At 40.8% G+C, this 19,344-nt stretch carries 18 protein-coding genes; 4 read left to right on the forward strand and 14 right to left on the reverse strand.

What is annotated here, in order from left to right:
* Positions 1–41 precede the first annotated feature (41 nt).
* A complete protein-coding gene (locus tag AC6JAD_RS04260) occupies positions 42–485 on the forward strand; it encodes a hypothetical protein (protein WP_461302383.1) in 444 nt (147 codons plus the stop codon).
* A 62-nt stretch (positions 486–547) separates the two neighbouring features.
* Here the strand turns inward: AC6JAD_RS04260 and AC6JAD_RS04265 are convergent, their stop codons facing one another.
* The gene (locus tag AC6JAD_RS04265) at positions 548–2,938 is read right to left on the reverse strand and encodes a TonB-dependent receptor (RefSeq protein ID WP_461302382.1); all 2,391 of its coding nucleotides are present in this window, start codon (positions 2,936–2,938) and stop codon (positions 548–550) included.
* 382 nt (positions 2,939–3,320) lie between these two features.
* On the opposite strand from AC6JAD_RS04265, the gene AC6JAD_RS04270 reads away from it, so the two are divergent.
* On the forward strand, positions 3,321–5,780 hold the full coding sequence (locus AC6JAD_RS04270; protein WP_461302381.1) for a hybrid sensor histidine kinase/response regulator: 2,460 nt from the start codon (positions 3,321–3,323) through the stop codon (positions 5,778–5,780).
* On the opposite strand, the gene AC6JAD_RS04275 is transcribed toward AC6JAD_RS04270, so the two are convergent.
* From AC6JAD_RS04275 to AC6JAD_RS04320, 10 genes are all read right to left on the reverse strand, one after another.
* Positions 5,770–7,116, reverse strand: a complete 1,347-nt coding sequence (locus AC6JAD_RS04275) for a sigma-54-dependent transcriptional regulator (protein WP_461302380.1) — start codon at positions 7,114–7,116, stop codon at positions 5,770–5,772. The two genes, AC6JAD_RS04270 and AC6JAD_RS04275, sit on opposite strands and share 11 nt — an antisense overlap.
* Positions 7,117–7,237: 121 nt before the next feature.
* The gene (locus AC6JAD_RS04280) at positions 7,238–7,546 is read right to left on the reverse strand and encodes a hypothetical protein (RefSeq protein WP_497866047.1); all 309 of its coding nucleotides are present in this window, start codon (positions 7,544–7,546) and stop codon (positions 7,238–7,240) included.
* A 217-nt stretch (positions 7,547–7,763) separates the two neighbouring features.
* Positions 7,764–8,168, reverse strand: coding sequence for an alternative ribosome rescue aminoacyl-tRNA hydrolase ArfB (gene arfB, locus AC6JAD_RS04285; RefSeq protein ID WP_461302378.1), 405 nt, complete (start codon positions 8,166–8,168; stop codon positions 7,764–7,766).
* Positions 8,168–9,694 carry a DUF4301 family protein gene (locus AC6JAD_RS04290; protein ID WP_461302377.1) on the reverse strand — a complete coding sequence of 509 codons (1,527 nt, stop codon included), beginning with the start codon at positions 9,692–9,694 and terminating at the stop codon, positions 8,168–8,170. The genes arfB and AC6JAD_RS04290 overlap by 1 nt, the downstream gene beginning before the upstream one ends.
* A gap of 4 nt (positions 9,695–9,698) precedes the next feature.
* Positions 9,699–10,259 carry an AAA family ATPase gene (locus AC6JAD_RS04295; protein WP_461302376.1) on the reverse strand — a complete coding sequence of 187 codons (561 nt, stop codon included), beginning with the start codon at positions 10,257–10,259 and terminating at the stop codon, positions 9,699–9,701.
* Positions 10,220–10,852, reverse strand: a complete 633-nt coding sequence (gene pnuC / locus AC6JAD_RS04300; RefSeq protein WP_461302375.1) for a nicotinamide riboside transporter PnuC — start codon at positions 10,850–10,852, stop codon at positions 10,220–10,222. The genes AC6JAD_RS04295 and pnuC overlap by 40 nt, the downstream gene beginning before the upstream one ends.
* Positions 10,836–11,096 (reverse strand): hypothetical protein, encoded by a 261-nt coding sequence (locus tag AC6JAD_RS04305; protein WP_461302374.1) that lies wholly within the window; start codon positions 11,094–11,096, stop codon positions 10,836–10,838. The genes pnuC and AC6JAD_RS04305 overlap by 17 nt, the downstream gene beginning before the upstream one ends.
* A gap of 1 nt (position 11,097) precedes the next feature.
* On the reverse strand, positions 11,098–11,793 hold the full coding sequence (locus AC6JAD_RS04310) for a geranylgeranylglyceryl/heptaprenylglyceryl phosphate synthase (protein WP_461302373.1): 696 nt from the start codon (positions 11,791–11,793) through the stop codon (positions 11,098–11,100).
* The gene (locus AC6JAD_RS04315) at positions 11,793–12,407 is read right to left on the reverse strand and encodes an HD domain-containing protein (protein ID WP_461302372.1); all 615 of its coding nucleotides are present in this window, start codon (positions 12,405–12,407) and stop codon (positions 11,793–11,795) included. Before AC6JAD_RS04315 ends, AC6JAD_RS04310 begins: the two co-directional genes overlap by 1 nt.
* Positions 12,407–13,048 (reverse strand): 4'-phosphopantetheinyl transferase superfamily protein, encoded by a 642-nt coding sequence (locus AC6JAD_RS04320; RefSeq protein WP_461302371.1) that lies wholly within the window; start codon positions 13,046–13,048, stop codon positions 12,407–12,409. The genes AC6JAD_RS04315 and AC6JAD_RS04320 overlap by 1 nt, the downstream gene beginning before the upstream one ends.
* A gap of 74 nt (positions 13,049–13,122) precedes the next feature.
* On the opposite strand from AC6JAD_RS04320, the gene ahcY reads away from it, so the two are divergent.
* Together ahcY and AC6JAD_RS04330 are read left to right on the forward strand one after the other, a co-directional pair.
* Complete coding sequence (gene ahcY, locus AC6JAD_RS04325) at positions 13,123–14,433, forward strand: adenosylhomocysteinase (RefSeq protein ID WP_461302370.1); 1,311 nt, start codon at positions 13,123–13,125, stop codon at positions 14,431–14,433.
* 119 nt (positions 14,434–14,552) lie between these two features.
* Complete coding sequence (locus AC6JAD_RS04330) at positions 14,553–16,556, forward strand: endo-beta-N-acetylglucosaminidase (protein WP_461302369.1); 2,004 nt, start codon at positions 14,553–14,555, stop codon at positions 16,554–16,556.
* On the opposite strand, the gene AC6JAD_RS04335 is transcribed toward AC6JAD_RS04330, so the two are convergent.
* Genes AC6JAD_RS04335 through AC6JAD_RS04345 form a run of 3 tightly spaced genes read right to left on the reverse strand, consistent with a single transcriptional unit; the run spans position 16,553 to position 19,192 of the window.
* A complete protein-coding gene (locus AC6JAD_RS04335) occupies positions 16,553–17,320 on the reverse strand; it encodes a hypothetical protein (protein WP_461302368.1) in 768 nt (255 codons plus the stop codon). The two genes, AC6JAD_RS04330 and AC6JAD_RS04335, sit on opposite strands and share 4 nt — an antisense overlap.
* A gap of 48 nt (positions 17,321–17,368) precedes the next feature.
* Complete coding sequence (locus AC6JAD_RS04340; RefSeq protein ID WP_461302367.1) at positions 17,369–18,121, reverse strand: LytR/AlgR family response regulator transcription factor; 753 nt, start codon at positions 18,119–18,121, stop codon at positions 17,369–17,371.
* The gene (locus tag AC6JAD_RS04345; protein WP_461302366.1) at positions 18,122–19,192 is read right to left on the reverse strand and encodes a sensor histidine kinase; all 1,071 of its coding nucleotides are present in this window, start codon (positions 19,190–19,192) and stop codon (positions 18,122–18,124) included.
* Between the last annotated feature and the right edge of the window lie 152 nt (positions 19,193–19,344).

The following is a 19,344-nucleotide window of genomic DNA, read 5'->3' on the forward strand; positions in this document are numbered from 1 at the left end:
TCCCGATTTTATGTACTTTCGCAATAGGCTTAATCACTGCTATGAAACAACTTTTTACACTTTTGGCTTTAATGCTACTTTTGGTTTCCTGTAATGGAGATGATAATGGAAACGGGAATGACAACAATCCTTACCTTACCCCTCCTTTGGTGAACCTTAATTTGAACCTCAACCTTCCCCAATACAACCCACTGAATTTCGATGGCAATACGGTTGTGCTCCCCGGACAGGGAATCCGTGGAATTGCAGTATACAGACAGAGCTCTACACAGATATTCGCTTACGATTTAAGTGATCCCAATCATGTGCCTAACGGATGTTCGGGAATGGATCTCAATGGTATTATAGCTACATGTCCGTGCTCGGATGATGAAAATTCGTATGCCCTAGCTTTGTTCGGACTGCATGAAAGTGATCAAGATCTTTTTCCCATGCTTCAGTATCAGGTACAGAAAAGTGGAAACGTGATTTCAATTTCAAATTAATTGCATAAAAAAAACGGGCTTACAAGAAGCCCGCCTTTAGTAATCACTTTTACATATGGGGTTTAAAAATTGATGGTGGCACCTACCAGAAAATTGATAGTTGCCTGAGGATAAAACCCTGCTCCTTCAATGGTTGTAATCGTTCCCGGATTACTGAAATCATCATCGTATGTAAAGAAATATCCATTGGACACATATTCTACATTGAATAGATTATTCACCAACCCAGAAAGTACGATAGACCTGGCAAAAGGTACATTTTCAATCGTATAGTTTACATTAAAATCGTTGATGAAATAGCTATCCAATTTGGATACATCACTATCGATATTTCCCATATACTGCTCCCCTACATACTTAGATAAAAATGCAAGCCTAAGGTTACTAATAGGAGCATATTCCAAACTATTTCCAGCAATTATGGACGGGGAAAAGGAGATATTGGTATTGCCTAGATTTACCAAAGCTCCGTCTTGATTGGCTACAAAATCGACGTTTTTGTTACTGCTTACAGCAATGTTCGGGCGTAATACTACTTTGGTGCCCAATTCAACAGTTGCATCTACTTCCAATCCTAATCGATAACTGTTACCACTTGTTGCCCGTAAAGGGGCACCTACATCATCTAATTCACCTGTAAGCACCAGTTGATCTTGATAATCCATATAATACACATTGGTATTTACCTGAATTTTTTCACCATTGAATCGCCATCCTAATTCATAATCGTCCAATTTCTCAGCTTTGGTCACCCCATTTTCGAAATCGCTTCTTCTTGGTTCCCTGCTGGCGCGTCCATAGGAGAAATACAACTGGTTTGCTGGGTTTAAAGAAAAACTAGCCCCGAATTTCGGGTTAAAGAACTCATAGGTCTCATCTACCAATAAATTAATCTTGTCGCTAGTAAGACCTCCCGTTTTGTAGTTTACGATGCGTGCCTGTAGATCACCGTACACACTCCACTTTTCATTTACCTTAAAGGTCGCCTTTGAAAAAGCGTTGAATTCGTGCTTGTCGCCCGTCCCGAAGTAATATCGATCTCCCAACTCACCATCTGTATTGAATCTTGACCAGATGACTTCTCCGAAATGTAACCCTTCATAGTAACTGTAAAACACTCCCGTGCTCGTGTCCCATTTATCATTTTTATAGTTCACGTTTGCGTTGGCTGCATAGAAGTTATTGTCCAGCCATCTACGACGAATGAGATCGGTGGCCGAAATGGTCTGTCCTCCAATTTCTACATTGCTTAATCCATGAAAAGCCAAATCTGCGTCATTCTCGTACTCTTCAAAAAACCCTCTCCCATACGTGTAATTTAGGGTAACATTGGTGCTCCAATTATTATCATACCGCTGATTCCAAAGAACTTGGTAATGATCTTGGGTGTAATTATCCACTTGATTCGGGTGAAATCCATCTAAATTACCTTCCGCATCAAAACGTGCCCCTGCTGGATTAAAGGTGCGATCACTTTCGAGGGTTGCTTCATCGAGCCCAAACCATGACTGGTACGTAATTTCCTTACCCCCAAAAACCAAGGCTTTTATTAAGGTATTATCCCCTTTATAGGCGCCTTGTAAGAAATAGGATTTAAGATCACTGGATGCCCGGTCTACATAACCGTCGCTTTCAATTTTTGAAAAACGGCCTGCGATTTCTACTTTGTCCATTAATAACCCCGTACTGAATTTTGCAGTATGTTTCCAGGTATCGAATGAACCATAAGAGTTGGACAATTGACCAAAAGCCTCATCCTGGATACCATCGCTCAAAATGTTGAGACTGGCACCAAAAGCACCAGATCCGTTGGTTGAAGTCCCTACCCCTCGCTGAAGTTGTAAACTCTCCACCGAAGAAGCAAAATCGCCAAGATTCACCCAAAAGGTTCCCTGACTTTCGGAATCATTGTAGGGAATGCCGTTAATGGTCACATTTACACGACTCGCATCGCTTCCACGGACACGAATTCCGGTATACCCCACGCCTGCTCCGGCATCACTGGTCGTAACGACGGCAGGTAGGTAATTTAATAGAATGGGAAGGTCTTGACCCAAATTTCGTTTACTGAGTTCTTCCTTATCCACATTGGTGTGGGTAATGGGCGAATCTGCAGATACCCGAACAGCACTTAGGAATACTTCGTCCAATACTTCCCTCTGGCCGATTTGATAATTCAGAATAGTATCCCCAAAGAGATTTAGCCTTACCTCTTCAGGGCCATTGTATGAATAGTAATCGATTAAAAGAACATAGCTCCCTCGTTCGAGTGTGAGCTTGTAATTACCTTCAAAATCAGTGCTTGTACCTATCGTGGTGCCTTTCACAATTATGTTGGCTCCTGGCAAAGGTATTCCCGTTTCGTCGGTTATCGCTCCAGACACGGTAAATTCTTGACCCATCACAAGCATAGTGGTGAGTCCCAAAAAAATAGAAAAAAATAACTTTTTCATTCGTAAAAGATTAGTTACGAATAAAAGGGGTTATTATTCTTGGTTATAAATAAATTAATAAATCCGGCAACAGGACTATCTCAGCCTGCCGGCCAGCGCCCAGTTAGTTGCAAAACGATGCTCGTCTGCAACTCTTTGGCTTCCCTTAGCGGCATTACCCGCCCAGGTTCCATGGGTATAATCTCAGCCATTTTTCTTAACTCCCAACTAAACAACAAATACCGGTCTTTGTTGTTAGTATAGAAGTTGTTCTTGAAAAACAGCACCCCTTTGAGATGCGGGACAAAACTACGAAAGAGTTTTTTATTGAAAAAGCAAAAATGGGTAAGTTTTTTGGCATTTTTGAATTGTATAACATGCTGATAATCTGTATATTTAACTAGTGAACAAGCCTAAAACCCGTTTTCCCCTAAAGATTATTGTAAGCTACCTGGTACTTGGTGCTCTGGCAGTGGTAGTGAGCTATTTCCTATATACAGAATACCAAACATACATTGCAGCATCGCGCGATCAACCCGAAACGGAAAAAATCATTGAAACGGGAACACTTATTAATGAAGTGTATGAAACCGATAGCTTCTCCCGTATTGCATTACTCACCCAAAAGCAAGGAGATTTTGATCAATACTTAAAAAAGAGTGATGCCCTCTATCAGAAAATAGACACCCTGAAATCCCTCATTGCAGATTCCTCCCAAAAAGTTCAATTGGATAGTATCAAGGTATTACTTCAACGAAAAATCCAGAATATTGAACAGCTAAGGGTACTAAAACTCACCAGTGAGCAGGATACCTCATTGGACGACATACTTCGCGAGTTCAAGAAAATTGATCGAAAGACTGGCAGACTCTATATCGAGGATATCATAAAGAACCCAAATAAGCTTTCATATGCCGAGCGCAAGGCATGGGCCAAATGGGCCGATTATTTCACCGAAACCAATGTAGGATTCGACACGATACAGGTCAATAGTATCACTATAGATAGTTTAGTGAAGATATCCCGTTATATTGTTTTGGAGGCGAAAAGGGAGAATTCAATTACCCGAAAGGCCCTCAAGGAGAAAGAAAACGAACTATTGCAAAATGAATTGGACATTTCGTATCGTCTTCGGGAAATGATTTCCGATTTCGATGCCGAGGTAAATCGCAATCGGTACGTGGAAGACCAACAGCGAATGGCTTCGCAGGCAAAGACAGGAAAAGTACTTCGTATTGCCGCCGTACTTGGACTTGCAGTTATTGGTCTGTTTTCATATCTAATTTTAATGGATTTTTTCAGGGCGGAACGACTCAAACGAAAATTACAAACGGAAAAACAATACTCCGAAGAAGTGCTAAAAACAAGGGATCAATTAATGGCGACCGTAAGCCATGATCTGAAGACACCCTTAAATACCATTGTTGGCTACTCCGAACTGTTTACACATACCCCACTTTCAGAAAAGCAGAAGAACTATGCCCAACAAATCACTTCGAGTGCCCACTTTATTAGCAAGATGGTCGATGATCTATTAGATTTCTCCAAATTGGAGGCAGGCAAACTTTCTATAGATAAGGTTCCTTTTTCCTTGGAAAACCTGCTTCATCAGATCGCCAAGGCGTCTAAAGACCTTCATATAGAAAAGCCCATTGACCTCAATCTATATATTGATGAGTCCTTGGAAGGAAAGGTATTTGAAAGTGATCCACTTCGCATTCAACAAATCATTCACAATCTTGTGAGCAATGCTTTTAAGTTCACCGAAAAAGGTCACATTCAAATAACGGCAAATGTGCTAAAGGTGAAAGGAGACATCCATAAGGTTGAAATTGCCGTGAATGATTCTGGGATCGGGATTTCGAAAGAGAAACAGCAACTTATTTTCAAGGAATTTACCCAAGCGGAAAGCGATACTTTCCAAAAATTCGGGGGAAGTGGACTTGGATTGGCCATTTCAAAAAAGATAGCCACATTGCTAGGTGGCACACTGCAGGTTGAAAGTACGTTGGGTGAAGGTAGTACCTTCTATTTCACCTTACCGCTGAAAGTAACGACCGCAAAAAAAGTATCTCCTTATAAACACACAACAGTTGAGCTCAACGGTAATTTGAGAGCGGTTATTATAGACGACGACCCATCGATGATCAAATTGCTCAAGGAACTATTTGCACAAATCAATATTGAAGGATTTGGCTTTACTTCATTTAAAGACCTCCTTAAGGCAACCCCCTTGAGTTTCGACTTTGTCCTTACGGATATCGAAATGCCCACCACCAATGGTTTTGAGGTAGTAAAGCAATTGCAGAATGGTGTGCTGGAGTCCTATAAAAATCAACCAATCATTGCTATGACTGGAGCGCGAAAACATCCCCGAAAGGTGTACTTGGAATCTGGATTTACAGAAATGCTCCAAAAGCCATTTAGTAAAAATCAGTTGATCGCAGCATTAAGCCCTTTGTTCTTAAACAGAATTGAAACACATCTCCCCGAACTCCAGGTTTTTCAGAACCCATCTCATTCCCTTTATGACCTGTCATTTTTAGAATCCTTCCTCAATAATGAAGAAAGTGTAAATGAAGTGCTTGACATTTTTTATAAGCAAACGGAAAAAGACATGAAACATATAGAGCAGGCCATTGCAAGTTTCGATTGCCCTCTTTTGGCCAATACGGCTCACCGCATGCTTACTATGTGCAGGCAACTGAGTGCGAAGAAGATTAATCCGATACTCGAAACCATGGAGCATTGTGCCAAAGGGGAAACCTCGCAGTCTGAGATGGAAGTTTTATTCGCTAATCTTAAAATGGAAGTGCAAAAATTACAGCACGCTCTTAAAAACAGACAGCGTGTTACAGCTTAAGATCGTACAACTCCATTTTATTATACAACGTCTTTCGTGTAATGTTCAGTAAACGGGCAGCCCTAGATTTATTATTTCCTGTTTCTTCCAGTGCATTTATAATCAACTGTTTTTCATTGAAACCTTTGGAAAAATTTTTTATTTCTTTAGGTGCCGAACCGTTCAAAACTTCCTGCGGAATTGCATCCAAACCTATATGTGTGCCCTGTGTTAACAATACCGCTCTCTTTAGTACGTTTTTCAGTTCCCTTAGATTTCCGGGCCAATCATAACTCCTAAACGCTGATTCTACCTGCGGGGACCATCCAAGAATATTTTTATTAAGGGAGTCATTCGCTTGGCTTAAGAAGTATTCCGTATATAGAAAAAGGTCTTCTTTTCGCTCACAAAGAGAAGGGATCTGGATAGAGAATTCGTTCAGTCTATGGTACAAATCCTCTCGAAAATTACCCTTGGCCACTGCGTCTAAAAGATCCTCATTGGTTGCTGAAATAATGCGAACATCCACTTCTATTTCTGAATTGCTTCCTACAGGTTTTATTTTACGCTCCTGAAGGGCCCTTAACAATTGCACTTGATTTTCATATGAAAGGTTTCCTACTTCATCTAAGAAAAGGGTACCTCCATCCGCTGCTTCGAAATGTCCTTTCTTATCATGAATTGCACCCGTAAAACTTCCTTTTACATGACCAAAAAACTCACTTGCCGCTATTTCCTTTGGGATAGCGCCACAATCTACTGCTACAAAATTGCTGTCATTTCTATGGCTGTATTCATGAATTGCCTGAGCAGCGACTTCCTTACCAGTTCCGCTTTCTCCTTGAATAAGCACACCCATATCGGTAGGCCCGACCAGTTTTAGGTATTGGTGGAACTTCTTTGAGGCTTCACTGATACCAGCGACAAAGCCTGTTTTCCTTTCCTCCTCTTTTACTACAAGTGTTTGTCCCACCCTTTCTTCTACCAGAATAGGTTTCACGGACTTTGCCTGTTCCATTATCATTAGAAGTTCTTCTGGGCGGAAAGGTTTGGAAATATAGTCTATGGCCCCTTTTTTTATTGCTTCGACAGCTGAGGCCACTTCTGCATAACCCGTCATGAGGATCACTTGTGTAGATGGCGACATTTTTTTGGTGTACTCCAAAATACTAAGTCCAGAGCCATCTGGCAGCTTCAGATCGGTGATGAGCAGGGAAAAAGAGTGTTTCAATAGCCTTCCTTCTGCCTCTGCCATAGAGGAAACCCCCTGAACGGCAAAGCCCTTCCTTTCCAGAAAGGTAGACAGCATTTTTAAGAAGGCGATATCATCTTCGAGGATTAAGATTGTATCGGCCATAGGTTTGTTATAACTCCGTAAAAATAAGAAGTATACCTTTGGACAACGTAAAATTTATCATAAAAAAAGGGTGCCCCTAAGGGCACCCATGCGAAGTATTGAATCTAAAAATACCTGCAGCTTACTGCTTTTTAATCCACTCACCTTTATTGTTGGCATACAATGTTTTACTTAACTTATCGGCAGTGGTTACAACTAGTTTGAATTCACCTTTTTCATTAGCGTAAGCTTTAGAAACTGTAGCGCCTTCGAGGTCTTTGGCGACAGCATCCTTTACAGCTTGGGGCAATTCAGACACCTTTACTTCTTTATAATCATCTTGTGAGGAGGCAACTTGCGCTTTTGATGGAGTGTCCTGTACAGATGATTGGGCATTGATAGAGGTTAGTGTTACCAGAATTATCGCTGTTGCGATCATTAACTTTTTCATAGAGATTTAATTTTTGTTTTGTGGGGATAATCTAAATTTTCATTGTTCATTTCGAGGAGTATATAGAAAAATTGATACCAAACTTCTCAAAGCACAAAACTTTCATTCATATAACTGATTATCAATTATTTAAATAATTTCAAGATTTGTTTAAAAAGAAAGGGAAGTGTATAAAACTGTATACAAGGTGTGTAGTATTTACACACTTTATGTAAACCTATTCCATTTTTGGCGGTTTGCGATTTTGCTTTTTAAGCGCTTTTTGCTTTTTCGACTTCAAGCGCTTTTCGATCACACTTTTTGGAACTCTTGTTCGCTTTCTTGGCGCTCGAACTTTTACATTTTCCCGAAGAAGTACTATTAATTTGTCGATAGCCGCCGTCTTATTCCTATGCTGACTGCGGGTAGACTCATCTTTAACGACCAAAATTCCTTTATCAGAAATGCGATGTGCCAATCGTTCTCTTAACAAGTCCTTTTCTGTTTCGGTAAGGGCATGAGAATCCCATACATTGAAAAGCACTTCAACCTTGGTCGCTACTTTATTAACATGTTGCCCTCCTGGGCCACTGCTTCTGGCGGTCCTAAAAGATAGTTCTTTTAAAAGTACGTCTATTTGCATCAGGCATTGGGACGATGCTCCTTTTTAAGAAGATCGTTCACGGTTTTAACAGGATTGAAGGTAATGAGGGGAACTTCAACGAAAATGGTATTCCAATGTGCCATACCGCCATTCCATAAACCTGGAAGCTCTAATGCCTTTATGGGTTTTCCGTTTTCGGATTTTTCAGCAATAATTCCAGTATGAGGATCGGCAAATTGCATAAGATCGAATTTCTCGCCTTTGTAATTGCGAAGACCACACACGATATCTACTGGATTAAAATGAGTAGCCTCGTTTACAATACCCTGCTGTCGTTCATTACCAACATCTATTTGAGATTTCTCAACAATTTGAAGGGATACCTGTCCTTCGCTGTTTTTAACCCAAAAAGGACCACCTCCAGGAGCTCCGGTATTTCTAACCACACCACACACACGCAATGGGCGATCTAGAAATTCGATCATAGCCGAAATACCATGCGGAATGTCCTTAACGTCCAAATCGTTCCAAATAAAGGATTGTATTTCCTTTACCTCATCTAATGTTACCTCTCCTTGCAGTTTTTTGAGGTAACCAAATATCTTGGATTGTAATTGCAATAGTTTACCCCCTAATACTTTCTTGTAACAGCCTATTTCTGTATTGTATTCTTGGGCGGCCACATTATCTATATTCTTAATGAACACCACATCGGCATTCACTTCATTTAGATTATGAAGTAGCGCTCCATGACCAGAAGGACGGAAGATAAGCCCTCCTTTTTTATCCCTGACGGGTTTATTATCTGGAGTGACCGCAATAGAGTCGGTATCCTTATTCTGAAAAGAATAGGAAATATGGTAGGTTTTTTTTGTTTTTCTACTCACCCTACTTCGAACCGCATTGAATTCATCCTTAAAAGACTCGACATGCTTTTCCGAAAAGGTGAAGTGAAGATACACATCATCTTTTACCGCTGCATAACCCGCAGCTTCAATAAGTTGTTCCTCGAATGCCGTAGTGGCATATTTTTTATACCGGTGAAATGGAATGAGCCCCTTTGGCTTATCCCCAAAGTTGAGCCCTTTTTTGCTCAACATGGCATTCGCAAAACAATAGTACCTTTTTCCTTTGGAGGATTTTTTGTAATCGGGGTACATCTCCCTCACTTTCTTCCGCACCTCATTTACAAATGCAAAATCACTCAATGATGAAAAAAAGGCTTCGAGGTCTTGGCTAGGGTTATTTTTTACATAGGTTCTAAACACATCCTTTTCGGGATCAAAATTATCCAAAAATTCGTGCAAGAATTTGAACATTCTGGTCGCTGCACCTGAGGCGGGTACAAACTTTACCACATCCAGTTCATCCTTTTTACTATCATAGTAATTTTCGAGCCCTTTTTGGGCATCATCATTTATTGCTTGAATTCCATTTCCTAAGGAAGCGGTAGTTATTACGTTGGCAAAGGGGATTCCACGGCTAAAGGTTTCCAATTGTTTATAAACCTTATGTAGGGTAAGTCCGTGGGCTTCTATTTGATCTATATCCTTTTCGGTTAGCATTAAGCTATTTTTTAAGTTTATGAAGGACTTGGGATGCTGTGTGAATTCGTTCTTCCAATGTTCCCTCCAAAAGGGTATATGGAAGATGGTTTGTTATCAGTTCCGATTCAAAAGTACGAAATAGTGTAGACCTATCATCGGGTCTATCCCTTAAGTCGTCTTTTTCCCACGGAACATCGATTTGTGTAAGAAAATAGTGATCATAATTTTCATTTCTACAGGCTTCCAGAATAGGTTCTGGACAAAAACCTTTGTAATAGTATTCGCAGTACACCTTTAGCTCTCGCAAATTCGTGTCACAAAAAAGGTACGAATTTGCTCGGGAGGCATTTTCATTTTCCCTTTCTATTTGTCCCTGGGCAATAGGTATAAGATCTTCTTTGGTTATAAGCTCCCTGTGAACATCCCATTTTTCCTGAAGATACTCACGCATGTATTCGGGCACCCATTCGGTTTGATAAATTTGGGCCAATGCTTTTGCCAAAGTCGTCTTACCTGAGGATTCAGGCCCAAATAGCACAATTTTCAGGCAATCGCTGGGGTGTTGTCTAAGTGTTTTTTCCATGCGAGATAGCCGTATACGGCAATAATCGTAAAGATAAAATATTGTAAAGAGGTAAACGTAAATCCTTTGTAAAAGTACAATGGGACAGAAATAATATCACCGATAATCCAGTAGATCCAGTTTTCAATTTTCCTTCGTGCCATGAGCCACATTCCCACAAAAAAGATAGCTGTGGTTAGGGTGTCTACATAAGCAGTCCAATCGTTCCACTTATCGAATCCCGTATACACGAGATACACAAATACTAGGGTGGAAATAAAAATGACGTATGAATATACTTTTTCCTTTTCAGTGGTCTTTGAAATAGGGGTCACCTGATCTTCATCTACCCTACGGGTCCAAATGTACCATCCATATACGCTCATGATAAAGTAGTACCCATTAATCATCATGTCTCCTAACAGGGTCCATTTTAATAAAAGGTATACAAAAATGGCAGTGCTAATCATTCCAGTCGGAAAGACCAGCACATTATTTTGTTTCGAAAATAGGACTGAGAGCAAGCCAAAAATGACGGCAACTATTTCCAGGATAATATCTAGTGTTTCATATTCGGCATACTGCCCGAAAAGAAAATCAAAAATGGGGTTCATAGTCGCTTCTGTTCGATTTTACGATTTTCATATACAACAATCCGCTCTCCATTGCTGCCAATGCTGTCTTCATTTCTTTTTGAAGCAGGCCCATAACCGTATCATAGTCTCCGTACACTTGCGTGCTTAGAGGGTTTTCCAACACAGTAAGCCCTGAATCCCGAAGGCTTTTAATAAATGCAATAATTGGAGGTTCAAAGTCGTCCTGTAAAGGTGTTAATGTTAGTTCTACCGATATATCCATATTAAATTTCATTTTCAAAAACAGTGCCCATAACTATCATATCGGCCCCTGCTTTGTATGCATTGTCTTTTTGTGTTTTAGTTCGGATACCACCCCCAACAATGAGTGGAATCGCAAGATCTGTTTTTACCGCTTTGATGATGGCCTCCGAAACTGGAATCTTGGCTCCACTCCCAGCTTCCAAATAAATGAACTTGGCACCCATTAGCTCTCCTGCCTTTGCTGTATCTACTATTTCCTGAATGCTTTCCTGGGAAAGTGGCGAGGTACCAGTTATCCTTTGAACTGCGGATTCGTTTCCTCCATTTAATAAAATATATCCCGTGGGGATCACTTCTAGCGTACTGTGCCTCAATTTGGGAACTGCCTTTATTTGTTGACCGACTAAATATTCGGGGTCACGACCGGACAATAAACTAAGGAATAGAAGTGCATCGGCATTCCCGGCAATTTGGTCATGACTGCCCGGAAAAATAAAAATAGGTTTGGAAGTGCATCCCTTCAACGCCTCAATAACTTCTTCGGTTTTACCTTCTGGCACCGTGCTTCCTCCAACAAAAATATGTGTGGCTTCAACTGGCAATGTTCTTAAAAAAGAGGCAGCCTGATCTACCGCAAACTTCTCAGGGTCCACTAGAACGGCCAGTAGCTCCTTGCCGTCATTTATTTGGTGTACTACTGATTCGAAAAAGGTCATTAAGAAAGGGTTTGAAGTTCTCTATTAAGATTTTCCCTAGCCTTACCCTCAAGGGTTTTCGAGTAATGATCGGTCTTGAATATTCGATCCTTTTCCAAAAAATGCTTCAGCACTTTTCTCCGTCCTTTCCGGTATAGAAAACCAGGATACACGCTGTACTCTTTTCGGATGTTTTTTGCATACCTATTATAATCGTCACTATCCTGTCCTAAAATGGCCAAATCTAAATCCATCAATACCCTCATATCATCATCATAACTTTCATGCCGTTTAGTGGCTTCTATAAGTTGACGGCACATTGAAATCTTACTAAAAGAGGTTCTTCCAAGGTGTTCTTCCATGAGGTCCGCACTTTTTATTTCGTTATCCTGTCGTTTCACATGATACACGGCATCGTGATAAAAGATAGCAAACAGTAACGTATCCCAATGAACTACTTTATCCTTGAAGGTTTCCAAACCATTTATCATATGGTTCACATGATTCAAATTATGGTAATGCCGTGAAGGCTGCGAGTACAGGGTTTCCAATTCTTGCCAACAGTCTTGCACATAAGATACATCTTCCGTGTACCTTGCCATAAGCTCATAGAAACGTTGTTTTAACCACTCCATTATCCATGTCCATTATTAATGACTGCATAGGCACCCGTAAAGCCTTCGAATTCCAAAAACCAAACATGGTAGTTTTCATTTTTCCCTTCAAAACTCACATCGGCAGTAGTCTCTAGGGCGTCCAATCTAAAATCGGAGACATAGATGTGCTGTAAAAAACTGACTCCCTTTTCGGCAAAACTCTTGTACAAACTTTCTTTTGCACCCCAAACCATGGTAAGTTTCCTCATAATGGCGTCATCATTTGCCAATGTCCGGTATTCCTCAATGGGTGTAAACTTATGGGCAATCTTAAGGATCTTGGATCGTTGCATTTCAATATCGATTCCAACCTCATCTTCACTTACAATAATCCCGGAAAAAGTATAGGAATGGGTAATGGAGATCTTCTTACCATCTCTTAAGTGAGGCTTGCCTTTTTCATCATAATACAAATCGTGATCTGTATAACCTACTTCCATCAATAAATGTCGTACGCTCATAAACCCCCTTCTATGAAGGTCGCTTTTCATTCCATTTACACGGGATTGGCAATGATCTGTTAGGGAAATGCCTTCAGAAAGGGCTTCAAAGGATTCTTCTATCTTCCAAATGAGGACTTTAGTTCGATCGTTAACTGTTATTGTTTTGTAAAGAGGCATCTATTTACAGGGATATTCCGTAATTTTGCAATCTGAAATTTTTCAGATAAACATAACATTTCAAAGATAACAATATGTCTACGAAAACTGTACCCTACGTACCGTATAAAGTAAAAGATATTTCATTAGCCGATTGGGGCCGTAAGGAAATTGAATTGGCAGAAGCCGAAATGCCCGGTTTAATGTCGTTGAGAGAAGAGTACAAAAATGAGCAACCACTTAAAGGTGCCCGAATTGCTGGATGTTTGCACATGACCATCCAAACGGCCGTATTGATCGAGACGTTGCAAGCACTAGGCGCCGAAGTAACCTGGAGCTCATGTAACATTTTCTCCACCCAAGATCAGGCTGCTGCTGCTATTGCCGCTGCGGGAACCCCTGTGTATGCGTGGAAGGGAATGAATGATGAAGAATTTGACTGGTGTATTGAACAAACTTTGTTCTTCGGTGAAAATCGAGAGCCATTGAATATGATTTTAGACGACGGGGGTGACCTTACCAATATGGTACTGGACAAATACCCAGAATTGGTTTCAGGAATCAACGGATTGTCCGAAGAGACCACTACTGGAGTTCACCGTTTATATGAACGTATGGAAAAGGGAACGTTACCGATGCCTGCGATTAATGTAAACGATAGTGTAACCAAGTCTAAATTCGACAATAAGTACGGATGTAAAGAAAGTGCAGTAGATGCGATTCGTCGTGCTACCGATGTGATGTTGGCAGGAAAACGCGTGGTTGTTTGTGGTTATGGTGATGTAGGTAAAGGAACTGCCGCCTCTTTTAAAGGTGCCGGTTCTATTGTTACCGTTACGGAAATTGACCCTATCTGTGCGCTTCAGGCTGCTATGGACGGTTTTGAAGTAAAACGCCTTGAAACTGTAGTTGGAAATGCTGACGTAGTAATTACAACAACCGGAAACAAGGATATCGTTCGTGGAGAGCACTTTGAAGCCATGAAGGACAAAACCATTGTATGTAACATTGGACATTTTGACAATGAGATTGACGTTGCTTGGTTGAATTCCAACAGCGAGAAGATCGAGATCAAACCTCAAGTAGACAAATACAATCTTAACGGAAAAGATATTCTTCTTTTAGCGGAAGGTCGATTGGTAAACCTAGGTTGTGCTACGGGACATCCAAGTTTTGTAATGAGTAATTCCTTTACCAACCAAACTTTGGCTCAAATTGAATTGTGGAACAACATTGAAAACTACGAGAACAAGGTATATATGTTACCAAAGCACTTAGATGAAAAGGTAGCCAAATTGCACCTTGCCAAGATTGGTGTAGAGTTGACCGAACTGCGTACCGATCAGGCCGATTATATTGGCGTAAAAGTGGAAGGGCCTTACAAACCTGAGTACTACAGATACTAGTAGAGACATTAGATTTTAGATATGAGAGACCCCTGCCGTTTGGCAGGGGTTTTTTGTTTTTCCCAATCAAGTTAATTCGTACTTAAATAGTACCTTTATATCGATTCAACCATATTCCCATGAAAAAAAATTACATTTTTATTGTTCTCCTTTTCACAAGTTTTATTGCATTCTCACAAATTACTGTGGCACCTCCATATGTGCTAAGCGTAGATGAATTAAAAGCCTGGACACAAGGCGGGCCAACGGCAGACGATGCTTTAATTGCTACTCAAGAGCTATTGCCGCGTTTCGTTAATACAGATACCCAATTTAACCCTTCATTAAGCAATGATATGGAAATTGCATACCTACCCGATGGAATGGGAAATTTTGCAAATTATAGTGAGGAGCAGGATCAATTTAACTTGTATAATTTTACCAATTGGTCCTTCATCGATAAGCTTGTTTGGTTTGGCGGCACCTTCGAACAAAACATACAATTGCCCTCCGCTCCATGGGTAAATGCAGCCCACAAAAATGGGGTTAAGGTTTACGCCAATGTCTTTTTCGCGCCCAATGCGTTCGGAGGATCTACGGCAATTCTTCAAAATTTCCTGGAACAAGATGGAAATGGGGATTTTTTGGTCGTTCCCATCATGGTCGAAATTATGGAGTACTACAACTTCGATGGTTGGTTTATCAATGAAGAAACCAATACCAATTCCGCTACCGGACAATTGATGTATGAGTTCCTTAGGGACCTTACCACGGCGGTCGAAGCAGTCGGAAAAGATGTGATGTGGTATGATGCCATGTTGTTGAACGGCAATGTGGACTGGCAAGATCGATTGAACGCAAATAACAGCCCGTTTGTACAAAACGATGAAGACGGCGATCCCGGAAACGGATTCGAGCAAAGGGTAAGCAGTAACATTTTTATCAATTTCTTCTGGGGGGGGACCCCGCCGCCTATAGCTTCCCGAACCAGAGCTGGGGAAATTGGAAGATCAGAATTCGAAGTATTTACCGGGGTGGATCTATGGCCAGGAAGGAATCAGGCGCCTTTCGAAACGGGAGGCAATGCATGGATGGGGTGGTTACACGAAGATCCTGAAACACCGTATACGTCCCTCGGGCTTTTCGCCCCCAATTGTATTTTCAACAATGATCAGTACAGTATTTTCAATAACGACCCTACGGATTACGCAAACTTTTATAGTGAAGAACGTCATATGTTTTCCGGAGCAGATCGCAATCCCGCAACGGAAGATCCTTCTGGATTTAAGGGTTATGCAAACTGGATTCCTGCTGCATCTACGATTTCAGAAATGCCTTTTGAAACCAATTTCAATACGGGACATGGATTAAAAAAGTTTGAACAAGGAGTAGAGACCAGTACCGATCCCTGGCATAATTTAAACGATCAGGATATCCTCCCCACTTGGCAGTTCGCCTTTTCGGAAGGTGCTTTCTTTAATGCATCTTGGGATTTCGACATCGCTTATAATGGAGGCTCATCCCTGCGTATTGAGGGCGATCCAGTAAGTCCAACCCCAGATGACCTACTACTCTACAAAACGAACCTAACGCTTTCCTCCGATAGTAAGATAGATATCGTATACCGTATCCAGGATTTTGAAGATGAATATACCTTGGCTCTCATTTTAACCTTTGCGGATACTCCAGGTGAAACCATTGCCTTGGATGTTACAAGTAATGTTCTGGGTGAATGGAACGAATTAACAAGATTACTTGGGGCTTTTGCAGGCAGGGAATTGGCTACCATTGGAGTACGGATGGATGGACCTGTCATTGCCGATGCCAGTTATATTATCAATATTGGAAACCTGAAGGTACACAATGGGGAACCGCTCTCTACCACAGATGTTGGAGTCGGATTGGAGGAAGCGTTGATCGTTTCCTATCCTAATTTGAATGAAATCTCGATTCAGTCTACCTTGCCCAATGACGAAGCTATCAATTTCGAGGTGTTCAACCTGCAAGGGCAATTACTTTCTTCCCATACCATGCGCGAAAAAGTATACCGTCTTTCTACAAGTGAACTATCATCAGGAATGTATCTCATCCAATTTAATGATGGTGTAGGTAGAAGGGTCACAAAGAAGGTGCTGGTGCGCTAATAGCCAGTTACCAATAAATTACGGGCACCGCGAATACCGCATTTCTGGTATTTGTGATAGGCTTGTGCGGCACGTTCTCGTATTTGGATATCGGTTTCCTTGGCAATCCACCCTTCTATGGCTGCTTCAAGGGTATAGGCTTCGGGCGACATTAGACCGGTAGACCAAACCAACGGATTGGCTTTGGTGAGTTTAAGATAGGGCTCAAAATAAGCCTTGCTAATGCATGCCAATATCACTGCATCCCTTTCTTCTTCATCGCATGGCTTAAAGGATTCTTCTAGATCGAATTCCATCAGGCCATCATGTCCTATATAGGATATAAGACCTGCTCCACCTCCAAAGTGCAAAGAACTTCCTTTATACGAAATGACTTCCTTATGATCCCCCGCAGCTGCCTTGAGAAAATCGATGGTGGTCTTCTTAATGTATTTCCCATCATAGGCATCGGCCAACAGGTAGGTATTTGTGCTGCGATGCTTAAAGAGTACCCGTTCCAGTATATGGGGATTTTCTGATGAAACCGTTTGTATGAATTCCCATTGAGCACTTCTCTTGAAATGTGTTTTCACTCCGTAGAGAGCTCCCCAGTACAAATTGGACTTGGGGTCTTGCCCATTCCCTAAAGATTTTGACACAGGTACGATCCCTTGGTTTTCATTATCGCAAAGTGCGACGTAGACATGGATGGTTTTGACCTCGGGAACTTCCTGTCCAAAAACAGATAATGGGAATAAAAACAGTAATAGTAGTAACGGTCTCACAACTGATTAACGAGTGTGACGTCATGATATTTCAAACAGTTGGTTAATTTACAAATCCAACCAGCGCTTAAAATTACTGGTCCGTTCACGGGAAACAATGACCTGTCCCTCTTCTTTGGGTTGCAACTTTAATAGCAACCGGCTATTGAAATAGGTATGGATCTCCTGAACCGCCTTAACGGAAACCATAAACTTACGGTTGATCCTGAAAAACTGAACGGGATCCAAAATATCTTCCAACTGATCTATGGAATATTCTATGGGAAATTCCTGTCCTGTATGTGAATGAAGAAAAATGAGCCCTTCATGGCTTTTGAAATAAGCGATATCCTCCACACCAAAAGTATTAAAGTGGTTCCCCACCTTTACCATAAACCGTTTCTTGTATTCCTTTGAGAATATTTTTTTCAATTCGGCAATCTTGGCAGTTTCCGTGGGTACATGTACACTGTTCTTTCGAAATTTATACAATGCATCCCTTAAATCATTCTTATCAATAGGCTTCAGTAAATAATCTATCCCATTATATTTAAAGCCTCGTATGGCATATTCATTATAAGCTGTGGTAAAGATGACCGGGGGATGATCATCCAAACTATCAAGAATATCAAAACCATAACCATCGTTCAATTGAATGTCTAGAAAAATAAGATCGGGCATGCTATTTTGGGCAAACCAGTGGTTTCCGTTTTCCACGGAAGTGACCTGCCCCACGATTTCCATTTCAGGAGCCAATTCACCAATTAGGCTAGCCAAGCGTCTTGAGGCGATGGCCTCGTCTTCTACAATTACTGCTTTCATTTAAGAAACTATCATTTTAATGTCCTTTACATCTTTGGGCAATAAGGGTATTTCTACCCTAAATAGGCCATTCCCTTCCTCTACCAACACCTCTTGGGAAGTATAAAAGGCAAATCGATTCTTTATATTCTGAATCCCCAAACCGGTTGACTCTTCTTTCAATTCGCGCTTTCGATAAGTGTTTTGTACTACCAGCCGTTGTTTGCCTCTTGTTTCGACTAAAATTTCCATGGGCTTCTCCTTAGAATAAAAATTGTGCTTCATGGCATTTTCAACCAGCATCTGTAGGGTTAAAGTGGGGATAAGGTATTCCGTGGTAGTAATCTGGATATTGGTTTTAATATGTAGAGCCCCTTCATGGCGCACATTCATCATAAACATAAAGGAATCCAGAAAATTGAGTTCTTTTTCCAAAGAAACCAAATCCTCTTCGCGGTTATCCAAAATATACCGATAACAGGAAGCCAATCTTGAAACAAAATCAGAAGCCAAGTCCCGATCTTCGTACATTAAACTGGTAAGTGTATTCAGGCTATTGAACAGAAAATGCGGACTTATCTGACTCTTTAGCGACTTATATTTTGAGGTTACTACTTCCTTTTTAAGGGCTGTCATTTTGTTTTCCAATTCCCGCTTCTGGTATACCGCATGGTAGAAAACATTAAAAAAGATGACAGCCACGCCCAATAACATAGCCCTAAAAAAATCGATGCGCCATTGCAGCCAAGGATCACCGTCATGTAATTCACAAATATGATTCAAATGAAATATGCCTACATAATAATACAGAGCGGTAAGTGGTGTACTAATCGCCAATGTCCAACCGATAATAGCTGAATAATCACGTGGTAGTAACACCCCCTTTTTATGTTGATATTTATTGATGAGCCAATCGTTGATTTCCCAGGTACTGAAAAAAAGTACAATGGCCGAAGAATAATAGAAAAGTGATTCCGGATGGAAAAAATCCGGTTCCTCGTTGTCGTGCTCAATAGTTAACTTAACAAGGAAGTATACAATGTTTACAATGAGAAAACGAACTGCGGTTTTTTGTATTCTCTTCTTTTTCATTTCCATAAAGATACTGGATCAATAAACAAAGTAATAAAACGAACCGTAAAATGAATAAACGGGAACCCCTAAACTGTCATATTGGAGACTGAATTGTTCATTTTCCACTTGAATTGTTTTCAAAGGGAATATAAGGTGCCATTACAATAGAC

It is taken from the genome of Aureisphaera sp. (assembly GCF_059726885.1).

Bases quoted from the DNA above. Each gene is read 5' to 3' on its own strand.
- AC6JAD_RS04330 (WP_461302369.1), top strand. From the start codon at position 14,553: ATGAAAAAAAATTACATTTTTATTGTTCTCCTTTTCACAAGTTTTATT.
- AC6JAD_RS04310 (WP_461302373.1), bottom strand. From the start codon at position 11,793: ATGACCTTTTTCGAATCAGTAGTACACCAAATAAATGACGGCAAGGAG.
- AC6JAD_RS04315 (WP_461302372.1), bottom strand. From the start codon at position 12,407: ATGGAGTGGTTAAAACAACGTTTCTATGAGCTTATGGCAAGGTACACG.
- pnuC (WP_461302375.1), bottom strand. From the start codon at position 10,852: ATGAACCCCATTTTTGATTTTCTTTTCGGGCAGTATGCCGAATATGAA.
- AC6JAD_RS04260 (WP_461302383.1), top strand. From the start codon at position 42: ATGAAACAACTTTTTACACTTTTGGCTTTAATGCTACTTTTGGTTTCC.
- AC6JAD_RS04305 (WP_461302374.1), bottom strand. From the start codon at position 11,096: ATGGATATATCGGTAGAACTAACATTAACACCTTTACAGGACGACTTT.
- AC6JAD_RS04340 (WP_461302367.1), bottom strand. From the start codon at position 18,121: ATGAAAGCAGTAATTGTAGAAGACGAGGCCATCGCCTCAAGACGCTTG.
- arfB (WP_461302378.1), bottom strand. From the start codon at position 8,168: ATGCAAATAGACGTACTTTTAAAAGAACTATCTTTTAGGACCGCCAGA.
- AC6JAD_RS04290 (WP_461302377.1), bottom strand. From the start codon at position 9,694: ATGCTAACCGAAAAGGATATAGATCAAATAGAAGCCCACGGACTTACC.
- AC6JAD_RS04345 (WP_461302366.1), bottom strand. From the start codon at position 19,192: ATGAAAAAGAAGAGAATACAAAAAACCGCAGTTCGTTTTCTCATTGTA.
- ahcY (WP_461302370.1), top strand. From the start codon at position 13,123: ATGTCTACGAAAACTGTACCCTACGTACCGTATAAAGTAAAAGATATT.
- AC6JAD_RS04280 (WP_497866047.1), bottom strand. From the start codon at position 7,546: ATGAAAAAGTTAATGATCGCAACAGCGATAATTCTGGTAACACTAACC.
- AC6JAD_RS04265 (WP_461302382.1), bottom strand. From the start codon at position 2,938: ATGAAAAAGTTATTTTTTTCTATTTTTTTGGGACTCACCACTATGCTT.
- AC6JAD_RS04295 (WP_461302376.1), bottom strand. From the start codon at position 10,259: ATGGAAAAAACACTTAGACAACACCCCAGCGATTGCCTGAAAATTGTG.
- AC6JAD_RS04275 (WP_461302380.1), bottom strand. From the start codon at position 7,116: ATGGCCGATACAATCTTAATCCTCGAAGATGATATCGCCTTCTTAAAA.
- AC6JAD_RS04320 (WP_461302371.1), bottom strand. From the start codon at position 13,048: ATGCCTCTTTACAAAACAATAACAGTTAACGATCGAACTAAAGTCCTC.